Genomic DNA, 18,232 nt, shown 5'->3' with positions numbered 1-18,232 from the left:
GGCTTGTTTGGTGTTCTAAAAAAGGCAGTAACAAGCTGACCTTCAAGCTACATTTTGAAGAGTTTAATGCCCATTATAAAGTTCAAAATAACCCGCAAAGTGGTTTTCCTTATAGAGGGTTTACATTGTTACACAATAACAGGGATTTCTTCTATGCGTGGGCTGGAGCGAATTTGATCAGTTCTGCTTTTGTACACTGGGAGTTACTACAAAACTTTATGGATGTTACTCAACCCTTAGCAGATATTCCACAATTTGAATATTACCGAGAATTCGATAAAACCACTGCTGAATTTGATAAAGCGAATGGCCGTCCTAAGTACTTTTGGTATCGCGTTGATAAGTCATTTTTAAAAGAAATGTCCAAAGCAGATGACGAGTTGAGAAAAGAATTTAATGATGAAGAGCAGCTCGATAATCTTTTGATGGGTAAACCTATTAAAAAGCTAACACCGCCAGATATTTTCAAGTTTCCATGGAAATACGCAGATAACATTAAGCCTGAAAGCGAGATCAAGTTTGGTAAAACGTTGTGGCAAAAATTCACTTCGTTTTTGATGGTAGATCTATAGTTAAATAACATAATAAAATTAAAGGAATTTAACCCAAGCAGTAAATAACTGCTTGGGTAGGCAAAAGGATATTCATGTCAATTTCATATAAATTTGCAAAACTAAATGCAAAAGCAATAGAGAACTCTCAGAACTTTAAACACTATATTTCCTCAAAAAAGTATGAGTTCACATCACCCAAAGGAATAATGATTCCCCGATTTTATTGAATAATAAAATTTAAATAACTACCTCAAATGTTTGATTAAACTGCTGTAAAGCGGCTTCAACGCGGGTGATGCCTAAGTCAAACTCAGCCCGGGTTGCTGGGCCGCCTAGGGTGAGGCGAACACCATTTGGATTATCCACTTTTAGGGCTGGAACTTCTGGGATAAAGGAATCTAGCGTCCTTACAATTACCTTATGCGCTTTTAATACGCTGCAAAACTCAAACATATTCTGCGACTGGGATAAGCGAATATATACATTTAAACTGGCAAACTGAGCATCTATCTCATAAGTTTGAAGCAGCTTTTTTATTTGTTCAATACGATAGCGTATCTCATCTGCTAGCTTAGTTTGATTATAAGTAAATTCGTTACTTTTAATGGCGCGCATTATTAACTCAAAATTCATTGAGGAAACCGCCCAACACTCACTATGAATTTGTTTTAAAATTGGTTGCTCCCAAAGTCGTGGAGGTAATAAGTAACCGGCTCGTAGTCCGCCTGCAAAATATTTTGAAAAGCTTGAAATATAAAAAACCCGATCCGGTGCTTGTTGCCACAATGGTAATCGCCAATACTCTGGCAAACAGTAATTTACGTCATCTTCAATAATGAAAAAATTATATCGGCGACTCAGCGCCAGTAGGGCATTTAAATTGTTACTGCTATAGCAAATATTGGTTGGATTTTGACAGTTTGGCGTGATGTAAACCGCTTTGATTGTACGCGACTTACACAATGCTTCAATTTGCGCAAGATCAATCCCGTCGCTATGCACGTTTACTTGTGCTAATGAAAGTTTAAGCGAATGACACGCATGGTAAAAACCGGGGTAACACATTGACTCTGCAATGACAGTATCGCCACTTTCACACAAGGTTGCTAACGTAGTGAATATTCCTTGCTGAGCACCTTGGGTAAATATCAACGGATGGTTTAAGCAATCAAAGCCCTTATCCGCTAGCCATTGTTTGAAAAAATGTTGATGTGAGGTAAGTCCATTGAGTTTATAAATCATCACATCTGTTAATGCACTTTGATCCTTTGACAGCGATTGCAGGGCATTGGTCATAACATGTTGTTGCCCCATCATCGGTTGCATGCTTGAAGCAAAGTCTGTGTCGCCCTCAAAATGACTTAACTCAATAACTTTACTTACAAAGGTACCAGCCCCTAGTTTTGCAGTAACCAACCCTCGTTGCTCAAGTAAAGCATATGCACGAGTTACCGTACCATGTGTAACACTTAGGCTGTCAGCGAGAAGTCGTTGGGCTGGTAATTTTTGCTCAAAACCCAGCATTTTGTTGTCGATAGCATGCTCAATCAAAGCGGCTAATGCGCGATATTTTGGCTGTGTTTTGCACAAACTACTAAATAGAGTGTGATCCGGTTTGTAAATTGTATTCATAACAATAAAAATATTGATGATTTTACATAAGTATGACAATTAATAGTTATTAAACAACTACAATATTGTATCAATACAATTAATTATTATGAATACAGCTACTGTTTTTGAGCTTGCTCCGGCTCTCATTTTATTTTGTTTTGCGGCGTCAATTACGCCTGGGCCTAATAATATTTTGCTTACTCACTCAGGCACACATTTTGGCGTGATCAAAACCCTACCGCACTTATTGGGTATTCGAGTAGGCATGACGATAATGCATTTGGCAATGCTACTAGGATTAGGTAAATTGTTTTTAATACAGCCAAAGCTGCATTTTTTTCTACAGCTTTGTGCCAGTGGTTATATTTTATATTTGGCATACAAGATAGCTAGTAGCTCTCAATTAAAAGGTGATAATGCTCAAGCAAGGCCTTTAAATTTTTTTCAAGGCATGCTTTTTCAGTTGATCAATCCTAAGTCATATGCAGTGTTAATGACACTTTGTACTGCACTTACTTTACCAGGAGGTGCCTATTGGCCTTCTGCAATTTTGGGCGTGATTATTTTTAACCTTGTCGCGGCTTGCTCAGGCTTGTTTTGGGTGAATTTTGGCAAATACATGCGCCAATTTCTAAATAAGCCAAATATCTTTAAACGTTTTAATTGGGTTATGTCACTGTTTCTTGCGGCATCAATTCCTTTAGTTTTTCTTTCCAATGCAAGCATTCAGTAGGGAAATAAAATGAAATTTACTCACCAATTGTCACCACAACAATTTACCCAAGCGTTTGAGTTTTTATCTGAGCGAAGTTATTGGAGTCAAGGCATTAGTCGCGAACGGTTAGAAAAAGCGTTCGCACACTCGCTGTGCTTTGCATTAATTGAAAATAAACAGCTATTGGCATTTGCACGAGTGGTGACTGACCAAGCCACTTTTGCAAATTTACTGGATGTATTTGTGTTAGAGCCATTTAGAGGTCAAGGGCTGGGTAAAAAGCTGATGGATCATGTAATGAGTCACCCTGAATTGCAATCATTACGCCGTTTTACACTGGCAACAAAAGACGCTCATTCACTTTATCAACAATTTGGTTTTCAAAGCCAAGCAAACCCCAATCTCGCAATGGAAAAGTGTTTAGTTGGCGGGTACTCAACATTATTACAGCGGCAAAATTAAGTATGAATTGAACGCTTTAATGCGTGCAGTTAAATACTTTTATTATTTTGCAGCTGAACTATTTATTCTCTATTTATAGCCGTTTTATTAAAAATGTGAGCACTTTAGAGAGTATCAATAAATAATACGGCCTATAAAAATAGGCCATATTATTATACCAATCGACTTAAATATTTAACCATTCTGGCGGGCTAAATAAAACGCTAACTGCGTTAATCATTTTTTATGTAGAGCAACAACATGTCAAAATTTCTGCCTTGTTATCACTGTATTTATCTGTCGTTATAAATGGTCAGCAACTTAACACTATTGGTATTATTGAGTTTTTTAGAGTCAGTTAATTAGTAAGATGCAACAATGCTTACGCCAGAAAATGCATTGTACCCTCTTAGTGTAATGTAATATTTACCGCCTTGTCCTGAGCCTAGGTTACAGCTTTCATTATTACCATTTGCATATGGACGGCAGTCATACACACTAGTTGTAGCTTGTGCGCCTTTACGAACATATAAATCAGCGTCGCCCGTACCTCCAGACATACTAATATTCAACGAAGCATTTGCTGGTACTTCAATGGTGTAGACAAGTTCTTGATTTCGTGCCCCAGAAAGCCCTGTAATTGGCACGCCATTTGTTAAGCAATTGCTGCCACAGCTAGTGCCACCGCCAATTGTGCCAGTTAAACTTACACCACTGTATTGGCTGTAGCCATTGAGCATTACCCACCAATCGCCAGCTTGTGGGTTAGTGAACGTGCAGTTTTCTGTGTTGCCATTTTTATATGGTCTACAGTTGTAGCTACTAGTTGAAGGTTTTTGCCCTACCTGTACATACATATCAACATCGCCTGAACCACCATTGGTATCAAATGATAGCGATTCAGAACCCGCAGGAACAACGAGCTTATAAAAAGTGTTTGTACCTTGAGCGCCTGATACGTTAACGCTTTGTCCATTGGTCAGTTCATTTTCTTCTGGGGGGACAATAATGCCACCTTCTAATGTATAAAGTAACTCATTCGGTGAGCCAGATTTCGCATCAGACACTTTGTTTTTAGTACTTCGTTGGCTGAGCATAGTATCGATTTGTGATGGGCTCAAAGAGGGCGTTTCATCAAGGTATAGTGCAACGGCACCAGCAACATGAGGCGAGGCCATTGAGGTGCCACTGATAGTATTTGTTGATGTATTTGAGTTATACCATGCTGATTTAATACTTGAACCAGGTGCGTAGATATCTAAACAGTTACCATAGTTTGAAAAACTTGAACGACTATCGCTGCTAGTCGTTGAGCCAACAGTTATGGCGTTCGCTGCACGAGCTGGTGAATAATTGCAGGCATTACTGTTGTCATTACCCGCAGCTACTACAAAACTTATTCCTGCTGCTACGGCATTGTTTACTGCGTCATCAGTTGCTTGTGAGGCGCCACCGCCTAAACTCATATTTGCAACTGAAGGTCCCGTCGCGTTATTTTTAACCCAGTTAATACCTGCAATAACCCCTGAGTTTGAGCCTGAACCATTACAACCTAGTACGCGCACACCTACGATGTTGACATTTTTAGCAACCCCGTAAGTACCACCACCAATCGTGCCGGCAACATGCGTACCATGTCCATTACAGTCTGTTGCATCTGAGTCGTTATCTATAAAGTCATAACCGTGAGATGCGCGATTGCCGAATTCATTGTGGCTTATACGTACACCTGTATCAATGACATACGCAGTTACGCCAGACCCATCAAAATCATAATAGTAATTTGAATTGAGAGGGAGGTCTTGTTGATCTATGCGGTCTAAGCCCCAGATTGCATTTGGTTGATTTGCGTTTGTTTGTGCCAAAGGGTTAATCGACATCATTTGATCTTGTTCAATGTAGTCAATATTCGGATTGCTAAGCATTTGTTGAATTGTTTTATCTGACGCATTGACAACAACACCGTTTAAAATGCCGCCAAATTCCTGAGCCACATCGATGTTATATAGGTTACTTAAACTCGCTGATTGTGAACTGGCAAAGTCAGCTATTGCATCACTACTTTGAACATTTAAAACGGAGGGAGTTTTAAATACAACGATATATTTACCTTCAATCGCGCGGCTTGTGTCGACGGACATAAGTTCTGCCGCATGAGTTTGCACCGCTGATAAACTGACTAAAACAGCAAAACTTAGAGTACTTAATTTACGCATTGTTTAATCCTTTTTGGATAGTTATTGTTTGAAACGCACTCCAAAAGATAGCTTTAATTAGCAATAAGTAAACATTCTGTTAACTTTAATTTAACTTAAATGTAAAAGCATGTAAACAAGTGTAACTGTTTTGGTTTTTTGTAGCCTTATTATGAATCTAACACTTGCTTGCTTTTTAGTGCAATTATTTGAATTTAAGTGTTTTTAATATTGAGCGTATTGTTATTTTTGGCAGGATTATTTTTGAGGATTATTCAAAAGTACTGCGCCACTTTGGGTATCGCCTAAGTAATCGTCTTTATTGTAAATCGGGCACTTTGTCATTGACAGGCAACCGCAGCCGATGCAGCCGTCGACTCTGTCGCGTAGGCGCTGCATAAAAGCAATACGTTCATCAAGTTGTGCTTGCCAGTTTTTTGATAATGCTGACCAATCTTCTTTAGTAGGGGTACGTTTATCAGGTAAAGTGGCGAGGGTTTGTTTGATTTCTTCAAGAGTAATGCCCATTGCTTGCGCTGCTTTGATGACCGCCACACGGCGCAGTACATCAGGCTTATAACGGCGTTGGTTGCCGTTGTTCCGCCAGCTGCGGATCAAGCCTTTGGTTTCGTAAAAGTGTAGTGCGGAGACTTTTACGCCGCTGCGTTTAGCTACAAAGCCCACAGTTAAATTAGCTTCAACAAGCTTTTTTTGTTGATCGGTCATAGTTTTCTTCTTTTTTATTAAAAATCAATTTTTAAGGTTGACCTCAATCTTACTTGAGGTTTTACGCTCTTTGCAACCATAAAAAAGGAGAAATAAAATGCAAGAAAAACCAATGCATAACACCGCTACTATTTATTCAAGTGGCCGTAAAAACGGTAATACTACGGCGCAAGTTAATGCCTATAGTAAGCAACAAAGCGGCATTGTTTTTTGCTTAGATGATTATGTTATTTCACCTTATCGCTACGATAAGCAGTATCACAATGATGATTTTTATAATTTGTTTGAAGTGTTACTTCGCTACGAACATTGGGTGTTCGCATCGCCTGTGTACTGGTATAACACCACGCCACAAATGAAAGCATTTATGGATAGGATCACAGATTACATGGATGACGAGGCGTTAAAACCGAAGCTTAGAACTTTACGTCAAAAACAGTTTTCACTATTGTCTAATGCCTCATCTCCCTCTGCGCCAGACGCCTTTATAGACATGTTTAAACAAACCTTTAATTATTTAGGAATGACTTTTAAAGCTCATTCACATGTACAGGCTGGTTAAATACGGGTAGGCTAAACAAAAAAGGATGATTTATGAAAACTTCACTTTTAGGCTTTGGCCTTCTTGCAACTAGCTTAACAACGATCGCTGCTGAGCCAACTCCTGTTATCAATGACTTTGGTTATTTTTACAATGTACCAGCTCAAGTATCAGACTTAAGCCAAGCGCAGTTTAAAATTGCCTTTGATGTGGGGGATGGTGCAAAACATGGCGAGCAAAATAACCCTATTAATTCGTTAGCGCGCTTTATTAATATGCATGTTGCCCATGGGGTAAAGCCGGAAAACATCCAACTGGCCTTAGTCGTACACGGTAGCGCGAGTGTTGATGTGCTGGAAAACAGCGTTTACAAAAGCCGCTTTGATGTTGATAATAAAAACCAGTCTTTGATCACCCAGCTACTTGCTAATAATACGGTTGTGTATGTGTGCGGGCAGTCGGCAATGCATATGAAGGTAGCAGCAGAGCAGCTTATTCCAGGGGTGGAAATGGCGCTTTCTGCAATGACCGCTCATGCGCAGTTACAGCAACAAGGCTACACGCTGAATCCATTTTAAAATGAATATTTTGTGTTTTGGTGATTCGAATACCTTTGGTATTTCTCCTGTTGATGGGAAACGGCTGAGCGAAACTGAACGCTGGCCTACTTTATTAAAGCAGCAGTTGGGCACAGGCTTTGAAGTGATTGAAGCAGGGGAACCTAATCGTACTTTAGTCAATAATCCCCCGTTTATGGGGGATAAATCGGGCATTAAGTATTTAAAACCGTATTTGGAAGCGCATACTGTTGATGTTGTTATTATTCAACTCGGTACTAATGATTTAAAAGCGCGCTTTGACTTAACACCAGAGCAAATTGCAGGTGGGTTAGACTCTTTTATAACTGCTATTAAGCTGTTTTATCAACAATCAATGATACCTGTACCAAGCATTGTGGTTATCTCTGTTGCAAACGTAATTGCGAACGGCGCTTATAAAAAAATCTATGCGGGGGCAGAGCATAAAGTGATGCATCTTGCTGCTTGGTGTAAAAAAGTGACCAACAAGCATAACTGCATATTGGTTGATGCCTTCTTGTTTATTAAGCCTTGTCAGTATGAGGGGGTGCACTGGCCATCTTGTGAACATAAAAAGCTCGCAGATAATTTATATCAGTATATTTTAGAGCAAAGAACGTGATACTTCTTTATATGACTTGCCAACTTTTACAATCGTACCTGAGATTAGCTCAATATAGTCATTACTAACTGCAACAACCTTATTTTTATTGATTAAAAATGATTTATGAGTTTGCAAGAATGAGCCATCAAGTTGTACTGAGAGCCGCTTAAGTGTGCTTGTTGCAAGTATCACTTGGTCAGCGAGGTGAACTTTTACATAATTACCATACGCCTCAATGTATTCAATACTATCTAAGTTGATCTTACGTTTTTCACGGTCAACTTTAAGAATGATGCTTGATTGCGGCTGTGTTGAAAACTGATTCTCACGAATTATAACTTTGTTGAGTGCTCGCTCAAGCCTCTCTGCCGATACGGGCTTTAGCAAATAATCAGTTACATTGAGTTCAAAGCCTTCAAAGGCATACTCTTGATAAGCACTGACTATAATTACTTGCGGTGGTTTAGCGAGCGCTTTGAGTAACTCTAACCCCGATAACTCTGGCATATTGATGTCTAAAAAGACTAAATCGACGTCTAACTTTGCCAAGTCATATAAAGCATCTTTTGCGCTATAGTATTGGCCAACAATATTAATTGTAGGGTGAGCAGCTAAGTGGTGCTGAATTACGAGGTGTGCAAGTGGCTCATCATCGATTATTAATGCGTTTAACATGATGAAAGCTCCAAAGTGAGTGTAGTGTGCCAAATATTATGTTGACTATTTGTAACCAGAGAATAGCTATTTGGGTACAGAAGTTCCAGTCTTCGCTTTAAATTGTTCAGTCCCATGCCAGAATCATTTTGTTGTTTTTGTTGGTGAATGGTGTTTGCGCAATACAGCGTTAGTGTATTGCTACTGACTGAGAGTTCAAAGGTTATTTCTGTTTGCTGTGATGTTGGCTCTACACCATGTTTAATGGCATTTTCTAATATGATAATGAGTAGCAGAGGGGCTATTTTTAATTTACCAGGGTTGCTTGGCCAAACAAGGTTAATTTGGCACTTGTCACCACTTCTGATCTGCTGTAATTCGATAAAGTCTTTAAGATAATTAATTTCTTGGGTTAAGAAAACCTGTTGTTTTTGACCTTCGTAGACCGTGTATCGAAGTAAATTGGCAAGTTGCATCACCAACTGCGGTGCATTATCTGATTTAGTGAGTGTTAATGCATATAAGTTATTTAGTGTGTTGAATAAAAAGTGCGGGTTAATTTGTTGTTGTAGTAACGTCAGTTCTGTTTCAGTTTGCTGCTTGGCAATCACATTTAATTTATTATGCTGCTGTTGGCGTTCAAAGGCTAAAATAATTGGCGTGCTAACGCTAAGAAAGAAAAACATAAACTGGTAGTTATACTTACTAAAAAGGCTTCGAGTTCCACTTGGTGTTAAATTTGCAACCTCTGTAGGCAGATCATTGATGGGCAGTAAAAGCACACCCGCAGTGAGGGTGGGTGTAAGCAAAGCAATAAAAATTAAACATGCAGCGAGAAAAGTAAACACACCATGGTTTGTTAATATTTGGCGGATCAATATGTATCGGTTAAATAAGTACAAACAAAAAATGATAGCTGTGTATACGCTTAGCTGCCAAAAGTAAGTTAGGAATTGATTAAATTGGGTAAATACTTTACTTATATCAAGGATCAGGTCTAAAGGTTGATTTAGCATCGGGTTTGTATGCGTATTAAGTACGCCAGCCATAATTAAAGACCACGATACTAATACTAAAATAACCATATTATCGAGAGATGTTAATGAGTTAAACCACTTTGAAGTTAATGAGTTTTGTGCGCTACTAACTCGCTTTAACATTAGCCAAATAAGACTCGCGAATGCAGAGAGTATCCAGCATTGTGCGTCGAGGTATTGCCAATTAGCAAACGCAGAAGACATTATATTTAACAGGTAGACAAGAGAAGGATACGCAACAAAGCCTAATAGCCACACTACAACTGAGCGTTTAAGTGGCAATTTAAATGCTAAAGCGTGAGCAGCTAAAAAAGGCAAGCACTCTAAAAATAGTTGCCCATTAATTAGCGTGTAGAGCTCGGCTGAGTCTTGCTTTAATGATAGATAGCGAATGTGTGCTTCTAGCATTATTGCAGCAATAACGGGTAGTAAAACAACCACATAATGTAAGTTTAATCGTTGCCACCGCGCTGAAATAGCTGCCTGCATACTACACTCCATGTTCATCGTGCTTAATGATATATGTTATTAAGTTTAAATGAATTACTTCACTTAGTTCAGCAAAATAATGATCAAAGGTCGTTTTTTAATGACAACTGCAAAATATTTGCTTTCATCCTTTAATTCAATGTGTTGATCATTGCTATGTAGCTTATTGTGCGGTGCTTTCTTAATGTGATTATTAATCAATTAAGGAACATAACGATGCTAACACTTACAAATATTAATAAAAAATACGCAGATGGTACCCAAGCATTAAGTGATATATCTATTACTTTACCAACCGGTATGGTGGGATTACTTGGGCCAAATGGGGCGGGTAAATCAAGCTTAATGCGCACGCTTGCGTGTTTGCAAAGCGTTGATACTGGTCAGGTGAACTTTGACGGTTTAGATGTGTTGCAACACCCTGATGAGATGCGCAAGCAGCTTGGCTATTTACCGCAACAGTTTGGTGTTTATCCAAATATGAGTTGTATTGCTTTGCTAGAGCATATCGCAATTTTAAAGGGCCTTGATAGAAAAGACCGACAGCAGCAAATAAGTGAGCTCTTGGCGCTATTAAATTTATCTCAGTTTGCAAACAAAAAGGTGAGCCACTTTTCTGGTGGGATGAAACAACGCTTTGGTATTGCTCAAGCGTTGCTAGGCTCCCCTAAGCTGATTATTCTAGATGAACCAACCGCAGGGCTTGACCCTGCAGAGCGTGAAAGTCTCAACAATTTACTCGTAACTATTAGTAAGCAGCGCTTGGTGTTGTTATCTACCCATATTGTTGAAGATATAGAAAATCAGTGTCATTTTGTCGCGATGATCAATCAAGGTCGGTTAATTCAAAGTGGTGAAGTGGCAGCACTCATTAAGCCATTGCATGGTTGTGTATGGCTACTGGAGAGCCTTCCTAGTGTGTTACCGCAAGAGAGCTTTGTATTAAGCCAAAGTTATCGATACGGCAAGCCTTCATTTCGAGTTTATGCCACTACTGCTCCCGCTGAGCGTGCAAGACCTGGCGAAGTGACGCTGCAAGATAGCTATTTTTATGAGTTGAAATTGCGAGGTAGTAACACATGCTACTGATCAACGAACTACGTTATGTACTTCGCCAGCCTTTGCTTTGGCTTTGCTTTGTAACTGCCCCTTTATTTGCGTTTACATTGTCATCAGGTTTAGCCGTCGAAGGCAGCGACGCTATAAATCAATTTAAATTACATCTAGTTGCACTGCAAATGATACAACTAGCTTTACTTACAGGTGCGCTTGCACCGCCACTTTTTTTACGTGATCAAATACACAATATGCAAGAGCTGGTGGCAGTGACACCTATCACGTTTAAACAAAGCGCATTGCTACGTGTGGGGACGTTGGTGTTGTGTGTGTTTGTGATTGTGCTTATCAGTATGCTAGTAATGATGGTTATGCAAGTACACAGCAAAGGGTTTGACTGGCAAATCATTAATCAACTGGCTGTTAATAGTCTTTTTGTGCTGCTTCCTAATAGTTGTTTGCTTGGTGTAATTGCATTCTGGTTTTGTCAAAAATTCAGCAGCCCTCTGGTGAACTATGTTGTATTTGCAGTTTTATGGATTGGCTACTTACTGCTTGCAAGTGTCACGGGTAATCCCATATTGGCGGGAAGTAGTATTATCAGTGAAACTAGTTATCAACTGTTTATATGGTTAGATCCTTTCGCATACACTGCAATTATAGGTAGCTTTGTTGAGCCTCAGGGCTGGGTTATAGCCATTAATCGGGTGCTGATACTGTTACTCACAACCGCTATCTACTTTAGTACGGCGGCTGCGAGTAATGTGTTTAACTCGTTCAATAAGCGGGTAAAAAATGCAGTGAGTAATCTACAACCCGTTATAGTAGCAAGTGCTTCGTACCAACCTGTGGCTGCAAAAAACCATGAACTGCCGATATTTATCGCATGCTATAAAGTAGCGCTTTTCAATGTTTTAAAGCATCCAATAACACTGTTAATTTTATTAGCTTGGCCAGCCATGGTGTTTAATAATGTAGCCTCTTCTTCTGCTTATGCTGAGCCGCTAAGTGTAATAAATGCAACCAGTATCGATGCAATTAGTCACTATGCTTTTGATATGCAAATATTGTGTGGATGTTTATTGATGGTGCTTTGGAGCTGGCAAATCAGTTGCTATGCACGGCGCTTTAACATGGCTGAGCTAATTGCTGCTACGCCGATCAAAACGGCCACTATTTTATATAGTCAATTATTGGTATTGGCTACCCTGGTTATTATTTTTTCAACGATGAGCTTTGTTGGTGCTTCTTTGTCACAATGGTTTATTCATAGCCAATATGACGCGTACGATCATGTATATGTTCTGTGTTTAACGGCACTGCCCCTGATGCTAATTGGCTGGGTAACGGTGTGTGTATTTAATATTTGTCGCTCAACACTGGTTGCAGGAGGCGTTATTTTTGTGATGCTGTTGCTAAAATTTACACCAGTTATGACTTATTTAGGATTCACACACACATTTTGGAGCCTAGCTTGGACGCCATTGCAGCCACCGAGTGAATTTTGGGATTATCGGGCCAGTATTAGCAGTTATTGGCCTTATATACAGGTGTGGTTGTTTGCCTGTGTAAGTTTTATATTGCTAACGTGTGTATTTAGTCACCGCGGTGCAGGGCTTGATAGGCGTGCGGTTGTACGAAAAGATGCATGGCTAATAATGCCTGTGTTGCTCTGTGTTGGTTTATTTGTGCAATTACACCTACGGTTAGTTGATGAAAAGCCCCTTACCAATTCACATAAACGTGAGGCCTTTAAAGCGGATTATGAAAAAACCTTTGCAGGCTGGCAGCATAAGTTGCAACCTCAGGTTAGTCATATTGATGCAAAAATTGATTTTTACCCGCATCAACAGTTAGCAAAGTTTGATCTGGCTTACACCTTAAAAAACTCTCATCCAATGGCCATTAAGCAAATTTTAGTCGGCAGAGCTGGGTTTTATAAGTGGGCGAAGGTGAAGATTAAAGGTGCGACCCAAATCGCTTTTTATCCTGACTTAAATCATGCTGTATATGAGTTTGACGTTGCAATAAAACCACATGAAACACGACAATTAACAACACAATTTGAAGTACATCAAGCGAAATTGTGGCCTGCTGGTGGACATCAAATAATTACGCCTGAATTTAGTTATATTCGAGCAGTTCCGGTGCTGCCAACCATTGGCTATCAAATCAACTATGAGTTAACAGATACAAGCTTACGAGCTCAATATGGTTTGCAACAAAAGCCTCGCCCTTTAGCTTCAGCGTTACTTACTAAAGGGCAAAATAGACCAGCACACTATGAGCGTATAACGATGTCGAGCACAGTATCAACGGCAACGGGGTACCAAGTTGTGACACAGGGCAAGCAAATTACGCATCAACGTGAACAGGGTCGTGAAATATTTAAGTTTAAAACAGTGTCTGCAATTAATAACTTACCAGCTTGGCTTTCAGTGCCTTTTAATGCTGAAACTAAAAAACATGATGGTGTTACTTTACAAGTATTTGCAAAAAAACAAGAGCCGATTGAGCGTTCAGATGCAATTGCCGTTAACTTTCAAGCAATGATGGACACACTTGATTGGTTTAAAAATAATATTGTTGCGTATAAAGCCAAGCAATTAAGCTTAATTGCAGCTCCCCCATTTGGTGGCACTGGGTATGCTTTACCACAAATTATATTAATTGAGGATAAAGTTGGGTTTAGGGCTCGTCCAAGCGTTGGTGCTGGCTTTGATCAGCGTTATCGCCGTGCAGTGCATGAAACCGCGCATCAGTGGTTTGGCCATGATATAGGTAATAGTGTGCCTGCAGATAGTGCCTTTTTAATGGAATCGATGGCTAAATATATCGAATTAGTCGTGTTAGAAAAACGCTACGGTAAAACCGCTATGAACGCATTAGTTGATTATGAAACAAAGCGTTATGAGCAGGCGTCGCGCATTGATATTACCGCTAAAATGGTGTTGATTGATTCAACAAAAAATTATGATCAATACTCAAAAGCCACCATCGTATTTGCAAAACTAAGGGCTAAAGTAGGCGATAAAGCGATAACTAGTGCACTTAAGTCAGTATGGCAAGAGTATGCTTATCCAAATCGGCCTGCGACAGCAATGGATTTTATTCGGGCATTGAAACAGCAGGTTGAGGAGCAGCATATTGCATTTATCAATTCGCTGTTTTTAGACGTTTAAGTGAACTAAACGCCACAATTTATAAACCGTGGCTTGATTTTTATGCTTTGTTTAGTAGCTGGTAAAATGTGCGTAGTTTAAATAGTCGTGATTATTAAACAACCCGCTTTGTATTTTAATATTACTTAAAGCCACGTATAATATGCGGCTTATTTTTAGTGTCTGTATGGTGTTTTTTGAAGTCGATATTCAAACAATATGGTGTGGTATTTATCTTGTTAAGCTTATTAACGGGCTTAATAGGCGCATTTGTTAATCCACTAATGAGTTTGTTTATTGTTGAAGGCTTACAAAGCCCACCTATATATTTGGGTGTGTACACTACAGGTGTCACTTTGATGGGCATTCTCTTTAGCCAATGGTTAGGTGGATTGGCCGATAAGGGCGTGAGTGCTAAAAAGATGTTTATGATTGCGGTCTCTGGCATGGGGATGGCGTTAATCATATTCGCTAACGCAACGTCTTTTTGGCAGGTATTTGCTGCCGGAGTACTCTTGCTTTCAATGGGCAATGCCGCGATACCGCAAGTTATGACTATTGCTCGCCAGTGGGCGGATGAGCAAGATCATATTGATATCACCCAGTTTAATACTCGCCTTAGAGCGGCTATTTCATTTGCATGGGTCGCAGGCCCGCCGCTTGGCTATTTACTTGCATCAGGAGTTGCCTTTAGTCGCTCATTTTATACCGCAGCTACGTTTGCGTTGTTGGCATTAATTTTTGCAATGAAGTTTTTGCCCAGTGTTAATGCTAACGACAGAGCTAAGAAAGCTGAGCCAAATCAGCCGATCAATCAATCGTTTTGGGCTTTAGGTGCTGCTATAACCTTTGGCTCAATTGGCAATATTATGTACGCCAGTGCCTTACCGCTTTATACAATTAATGAACTGGGCTTTGCCAATAATATGCCTGGAATATTTATGGGCATGGTGGCATTAATCGAGATCCCTGTGATGTTGTATAGCGCAAAGCTCAGTAAACGCATCACTAAAACAGGCTTGTTAGGTTTTGCTTTTAGTTGCGCTATTTTGTTCTATATTGGCGTATTTTTTTCCGATCAAGTATGGCAATTCTTTGTACTGCAAGGTGTAAATGCTATTTTTTATGGGATCTTTGCGGGTATCGGCTTGACTATTTTGCAAGAGCAACTGCCATCACGAATTGGTTTTACCTCTGCTTTTTATGGCAATGCCATTAAAGTAGGGGTCATGCTTGGCACTGCCAGTACCGGTTTAATTGCGCAGTGGTTTAGTTTTCGTTTTGCCACGCTAGGCTCGCTTATTGCGGCAAGCATTGCTATGACTTTTTTAATAATATTTAGTTATTTAAAGCGCCAAGAGAGCGAGTCGCAAGAGCCGATTTTTGCTCAAAACGTGATTTAAAAAAGCCGCAGTGTATTAACCACCTCGGCTTTGGGTATTGATCCAGGGAGATGGGGGTTAGAATTCGTAGCTTACGCTTAAGCGTGTTGTACGAGGCATAATGTAACGGCCATTGGGCGCGTCAGCATTACGTGGGTCGCCTTCGGTAATACCTTGCTCGTTGGTTAAGTTATCAATTGCTAATTGCAGTTTGATCCCTTCCATTGGCTCAAGGATAAAACCTAAGTCAACTTTTTCGTAGCCATCAAGTGTCACGGTGTTTTCATTATTACCAAAGCGGTCATCTACTGCTGACAAAGTACCATAGAGTGTGGCGTACATGTCGTCTACTTCAAAGTCATAGCTTGGTGTTACACGTACTTGCCATTTAGGCTGGCGCTGTGCTTCATTGCCTTTATTTTCTGGACTTTCAGTGATTTCGGTTTGTTGTAATGTGGTATTTAAATTAACAGAAAAGCCAGATTCATGATTAAAGTTGTAATCAAGTTCAACACCATACGCTTCGTTGGTTAAAATTTCAGCTGGCACACCCGGGCGACTTACAAAGGTATCGCCTTTGACTTCGTTGGTAAATAAAGTGGCAAAAAAGTCAGTGCTTTGAGTGATCAGTTTATAGCCAAGTTCAGCTTGAGTGACTTCTTTAATTAGTTTTTCACCCCCTTGGTATGCGCCAAAATTATCTCTAAAGTCATCAAAATATGGCATTTTATAACCACGGTTAACGCGAGCAAATACGCCCATGTCATCATTAATTGAATAGTTTAAACCGGTTGTCCATGAGGTTTTACTTTCATCGTAATCAACGGTTTTATTGATAATACCGTCAAGGCCTTCATCAACACTGTACTGTACATCATGGCTTTCATAACGTAGTCCACCGTCAAGAGTGAGATCTTGGCTTAGCTTGTACTGTGCCGTGGTATAAAAAGCATTAGTGCGTGCATCACCTGATGAATTAATGTCGTAGTTAAAGTCACAGCCTTCGGCGCTTTTATTACAAGTAATATCATTGAGCATTTCACCACCCGCTTCAAGAACATGATAGGCCGTATTGCCTAAACTCCACCAGTCATTGGCAGAGGTGCTTGCAGTGTAATAGCCGACAGCAACAGAGAGGTCTTCAAATTGCTTTGAAAATGCTAAATCATTAGTAAATGAACTAATTTCTTTGAGTACCACCCAACGACCCACTTGTTGTACGGGTGTATCACTGTCATAAGTTGTGCCTGTCGCGGCGCCTGTTGCAGACTGACCATTATCAGCCACTTCACCTAGTGTTGTTGCGGAGCCTGCGGGCACTAAACCAAGTGTATTGGCATCGCCTTTGGTGATATTAAAGCGGTCTGAAAAACTCCAGCCATTGTCAAATTCAAGTTTAATACTACCGCCAGATACATGGCCATTCCAACCGCGGCCATCGCCAATATCAACTTGGTGCGCGTCATTATTTGGCTCGGTATAAATGGTCGCTTGGCGGTTTAGTGTGCCAAGTTGGGTATATTCAGCATCAATGCCATTAACATTGAGTGGTGTTGGTAAGTACCATGCGCCATGATCGTCTGTTTGGCGAGTGTAGAAATTCATTTCACCGTTATCGAGTTCTTTGGTGATATTAACCGTAAACTGGCTGCCTTTCTCAGAGGTAAAGCCTGCATCACGAATACCTGGTGAGCTTTTTACATAGCCGCCTACCATAAAATATAAGTCGTCGCTGATTTCGCCACTTAAAACAGCATCAACACGTTGCAAATCGTAATCAGAGGTGGTGTATTTAAATAAGCCTTGAGTATCTTCACTGCCACGTTTTAATCTAAAGTTGGTTGTTAAGCCCGGTTGGCCGTTAGAAACCACTGGGTTTGGACCACCACGTAATGCTTCCATGGTTTCAATGGTTTCGTCGATTCTAAATAATGATGAGTTTTCTAAAAACGATAATGTTGGTGCTGGGTAAATAGGAGAACCTTCAAGGCTTAGGGTTAAAAATGGCGCATCACCACCACCAGGAAAACCACGCACAAATACATTAGCGCCAGATTCACCACCCGAGCTTTCAACCCACACACCGGGAACTGCTTTAAATAAGTCCGCAGTACTTTTTGGTGATAGTTTAATTATTTGCTCAGCATCAATATTTGTCACAGCATAGCTGGCATCAATTTTACGAACGCCCATACCTGCAGGTGTACCAGAAACCACAATGCGTTCAACTTTTTTATCTGTGGTTGTTTGCGCGCTTGTTGCTGGTTGATCTGCAAGCACGGTTTGACTGGATAGCGCTAAAATAATAGCGCAAGCAAGTTTGCTTGGTGTGTGTGTTGTTGTCATGTTGGTATTCCCATTTTTTGTTCGTTATTTAAAAAACTATAAATAACAAAGCACTAACTAATTTAATGAAATGTTAATGCTGTGTTCTTTTAAACCTTAGAACTTTATGCAAACGTTTGCAATTATTTTTTTAACTTTC

At 39.9% G+C, this 18,232-nt stretch carries 15 protein-coding genes; 9 read left to right on the top strand and 6 right to left on the bottom strand.

Translation table 11 applies throughout. The annotated features are described in order from the left end of the window. The first annotated feature begins 173 nt into the window (after positions 1-173). A complete protein-coding gene (locus H5183_RS02280; protein WP_182730819.1) occupies positions 174-572 on the top strand; it encodes a hypothetical protein in 399 nt (132 codons plus the stop codon). 219 nt (positions 573-791) lie between these two features. On the opposite strand, the gene H5183_RS02275 is transcribed toward H5183_RS02280, so the two are convergent. Continuing rightward, the gene (locus tag H5183_RS02275; protein WP_182730818.1) at positions 792-2,186 is read right to left on the bottom strand and encodes a PLP-dependent aminotransferase family protein; all 1,395 of its coding nucleotides are present in this window, start codon (positions 2,184-2,186) and stop codon (positions 792-794) included. An 88-nt stretch (positions 2,187-2,274) separates the two neighbouring features. Here H5183_RS02275 and H5183_RS02270 point away from each other — a divergent pair, with 88 nt between their 5' ends. Together H5183_RS02270 and H5183_RS02265 are read left to right on the top strand one after the other, a co-directional pair. Beyond that, on the top strand, positions 2,275-2,901 hold the full coding sequence (locus tag H5183_RS02270; RefSeq protein ID WP_145234560.1) for a LysE family translocator: 627 nt from the start codon (positions 2,275-2,277) through the stop codon (positions 2,899-2,901). Between the two features lie 9 nt (positions 2,902-2,910). Continuing rightward, on the top strand, positions 2,911-3,345 hold the full coding sequence (locus H5183_RS02265) for a GNAT family N-acetyltransferase (protein WP_182730817.1): 435 nt from the start codon (positions 2,911-2,913) through the stop codon (positions 3,343-3,345). A 341-nt stretch (positions 3,346-3,686) separates the two neighbouring features. Here H5183_RS02265 and H5183_RS02260 read toward each other — a convergent pair whose 3' ends face one another. Next, positions 3,687-5,540, bottom strand: a complete 1,854-nt coding sequence (locus tag H5183_RS02260) for a S8 family serine peptidase (protein WP_145234556.1) — start codon at positions 5,538-5,540, stop codon at positions 3,687-3,689. Positions 5,541-5,777: 237 nt separating this feature from the next. After that, complete coding sequence (soxR, locus tag H5183_RS02255) at positions 5,778-6,245, bottom strand: redox-sensitive transcriptional activator SoxR (protein WP_145234554.1); 468 nt, start codon at positions 6,243-6,245, stop codon at positions 5,778-5,780. 97 nt (positions 6,246-6,342) lie between these two features. Between soxR and H5183_RS02250 the strand changes: the two genes are divergently transcribed. Genes H5183_RS02250 through H5183_RS02240 form a run of 3 tightly spaced genes read left to right on the top strand, consistent with a single transcriptional unit; the run spans position 6,343 to position 7,986 of the window. Next, a complete protein-coding gene (locus H5183_RS02250; protein WP_182730816.1) occupies positions 6,343-6,807 on the top strand; it encodes a flavodoxin family protein in 465 nt (154 codons plus the stop codon). A 32-nt stretch (positions 6,808-6,839) separates the two neighbouring features. Then, positions 6,840-7,364, top strand: coding sequence for a DsrE family protein (locus H5183_RS02245; protein ID WP_182730815.1), 525 nt, complete (start codon positions 6,840-6,842; stop codon positions 7,362-7,364). A 1-nt stretch (position 7,365) separates the two neighbouring features. Next, on the top strand, positions 7,366-7,986 hold the full coding sequence (locus H5183_RS02240; RefSeq protein ID WP_145234548.1) for a GDSL-type esterase/lipase family protein: 621 nt from the start codon (positions 7,366-7,368) through the stop codon (positions 7,984-7,986). Here H5183_RS02240 and H5183_RS02235 read toward each other — a convergent pair. Together H5183_RS02235 and H5183_RS02230 are read right to left on the bottom strand one after the other, a co-directional pair. Beyond that, positions 7,969-8,643 carry a LytTR family DNA-binding domain-containing protein gene (locus H5183_RS02235; protein WP_182730814.1) on the bottom strand — a complete coding sequence of 225 codons (675 nt, stop codon included), beginning with the start codon at positions 8,641-8,643 and terminating at the stop codon, positions 7,969-7,971. The two genes, H5183_RS02240 and H5183_RS02235, sit on opposite strands and share 18 nt — an antisense overlap. After that, positions 8,637-10,148, bottom strand: coding sequence for a sensor histidine kinase (locus H5183_RS02230; protein WP_182730813.1), 1,512 nt, complete (start codon positions 10,146-10,148; stop codon positions 8,637-8,639). Before H5183_RS02230 ends, H5183_RS02235 begins: the two co-directional genes overlap by 7 nt. Before the next feature lie 216 nt (positions 10,149-10,364). Between H5183_RS02230 and H5183_RS02225 the strand changes: the two genes are divergently transcribed. From H5183_RS02225 to H5183_RS02215, 3 genes are all read left to right on the top strand, one after another. Further along, the gene (locus H5183_RS02225) at positions 10,365-11,237 is read left to right on the top strand and encodes an ABC transporter ATP-binding protein (RefSeq protein ID WP_182730812.1); all 873 of its coding nucleotides are present in this window, start codon (positions 10,365-10,367) and stop codon (positions 11,235-11,237) included. Continuing rightward, the gene (locus H5183_RS02220) at positions 11,228-14,386 is read left to right on the top strand and encodes a M1 family aminopeptidase (protein ID WP_182730811.1); all 3,159 of its coding nucleotides are present in this window, start codon (positions 11,228-11,230) and stop codon (positions 14,384-14,386) included. The genes H5183_RS02225 and H5183_RS02220 overlap by 10 nt, the downstream gene beginning before the upstream one ends. 176 nt (positions 14,387-14,562) lie before the next feature. Continuing rightward, positions 14,563-15,768: a sugar efflux transporter gene (locus H5183_RS02215; protein WP_220493471.1), complete on the top strand. Its 1,206-nt coding sequence runs from the start codon at positions 14,563-14,565 to the stop codon at positions 15,766-15,768. Between the two features lie 57 nt (positions 15,769-15,825). Here H5183_RS02215 and H5183_RS02210 read toward each other — a convergent pair whose 3' ends face one another. Further along, positions 15,826-18,093, bottom strand: a complete 2,268-nt coding sequence (locus H5183_RS02210) for a TonB-dependent receptor (RefSeq protein WP_182730810.1) — start codon at positions 18,091-18,093, stop codon at positions 15,826-15,828. Between the last annotated feature and the right edge of the window lie 139 nt (positions 18,094-18,232).

Origin of the sequence: Pseudoalteromonas sp. SR44-8 (assembly GCF_014163635.1) — a bacterium.
GTDB lineage: Bacteria > Pseudomonadota > Gammaproteobacteria > Enterobacterales > Alteromonadaceae > Pseudoalteromonas > Pseudoalteromonas rhizosphaerae.
This window is presented reverse-complemented; position numbering and strand designations above follow the sequence as displayed.

Excerpts from the sequence above, each read along its gene's own strand:
- H5183_RS02260 (WP_145234556.1), bottom strand. The coding sequence starts at position 5,540 with ATGCGTAAATTAAGTACTCTAAGTTTTGCTGTTTTAGTCAGTTTATCA.
- H5183_RS02220 (WP_182730811.1), top strand. The coding sequence starts at position 11,228 with ATGCTACTGATCAACGAACTACGTTATGTACTTCGCCAGCCTTTGCTT.
- H5183_RS02270 (WP_145234560.1), top strand. The coding sequence starts at position 2,275 with ATGAATACAGCTACTGTTTTTGAGCTTGCTCCGGCTCTCATTTTATTT.
- H5183_RS02240 (WP_145234548.1), top strand. The coding sequence starts at position 7,366 with ATGAATATTTTGTGTTTTGGTGATTCGAATACCTTTGGTATTTCTCCT.
- H5183_RS02230 (WP_182730813.1), bottom strand. The coding sequence starts at position 10,148 with ATGCAGGCAGCTATTTCAGCGCGGTGGCAACGATTAAACTTACATTAT.
- H5183_RS02265 (WP_182730817.1), top strand. The coding sequence starts at position 2,911 with ATGAAATTTACTCACCAATTGTCACCACAACAATTTACCCAAGCGTTT.
- soxR (WP_145234554.1), bottom strand. The coding sequence starts at position 6,245 with ATGACCGATCAACAAAAAAAGCTTGTTGAAGCTAATTTAACTGTGGGC.
- H5183_RS02250 (WP_182730816.1), top strand. The coding sequence starts at position 6,343 with ATGCAAGAAAAACCAATGCATAACACCGCTACTATTTATTCAAGTGGC.
- H5183_RS02210 (WP_182730810.1), bottom strand. The coding sequence starts at position 18,093 with ATGACAACAACACACACACCAAGCAAACTTGCTTGCGCTATTATTTTA.
- H5183_RS02275 (WP_182730818.1), bottom strand. The coding sequence starts at position 2,186 with ATGAATACAATTTACAAACCGGATCACACTCTATTTAGTAGTTTGTGC.
- H5183_RS02245 (WP_182730815.1), top strand. The coding sequence starts at position 6,840 with ATGAAAACTTCACTTTTAGGCTTTGGCCTTCTTGCAACTAGCTTAACA.
- H5183_RS02235 (WP_182730814.1), bottom strand. The coding sequence starts at position 8,643 with ATGTTAAACGCATTAATAATCGATGATGAGCCACTTGCACACCTCGTA.
- H5183_RS02225 (WP_182730812.1), top strand. The coding sequence starts at position 10,365 with ATGCTAACACTTACAAATATTAATAAAAAATACGCAGATGGTACCCAA.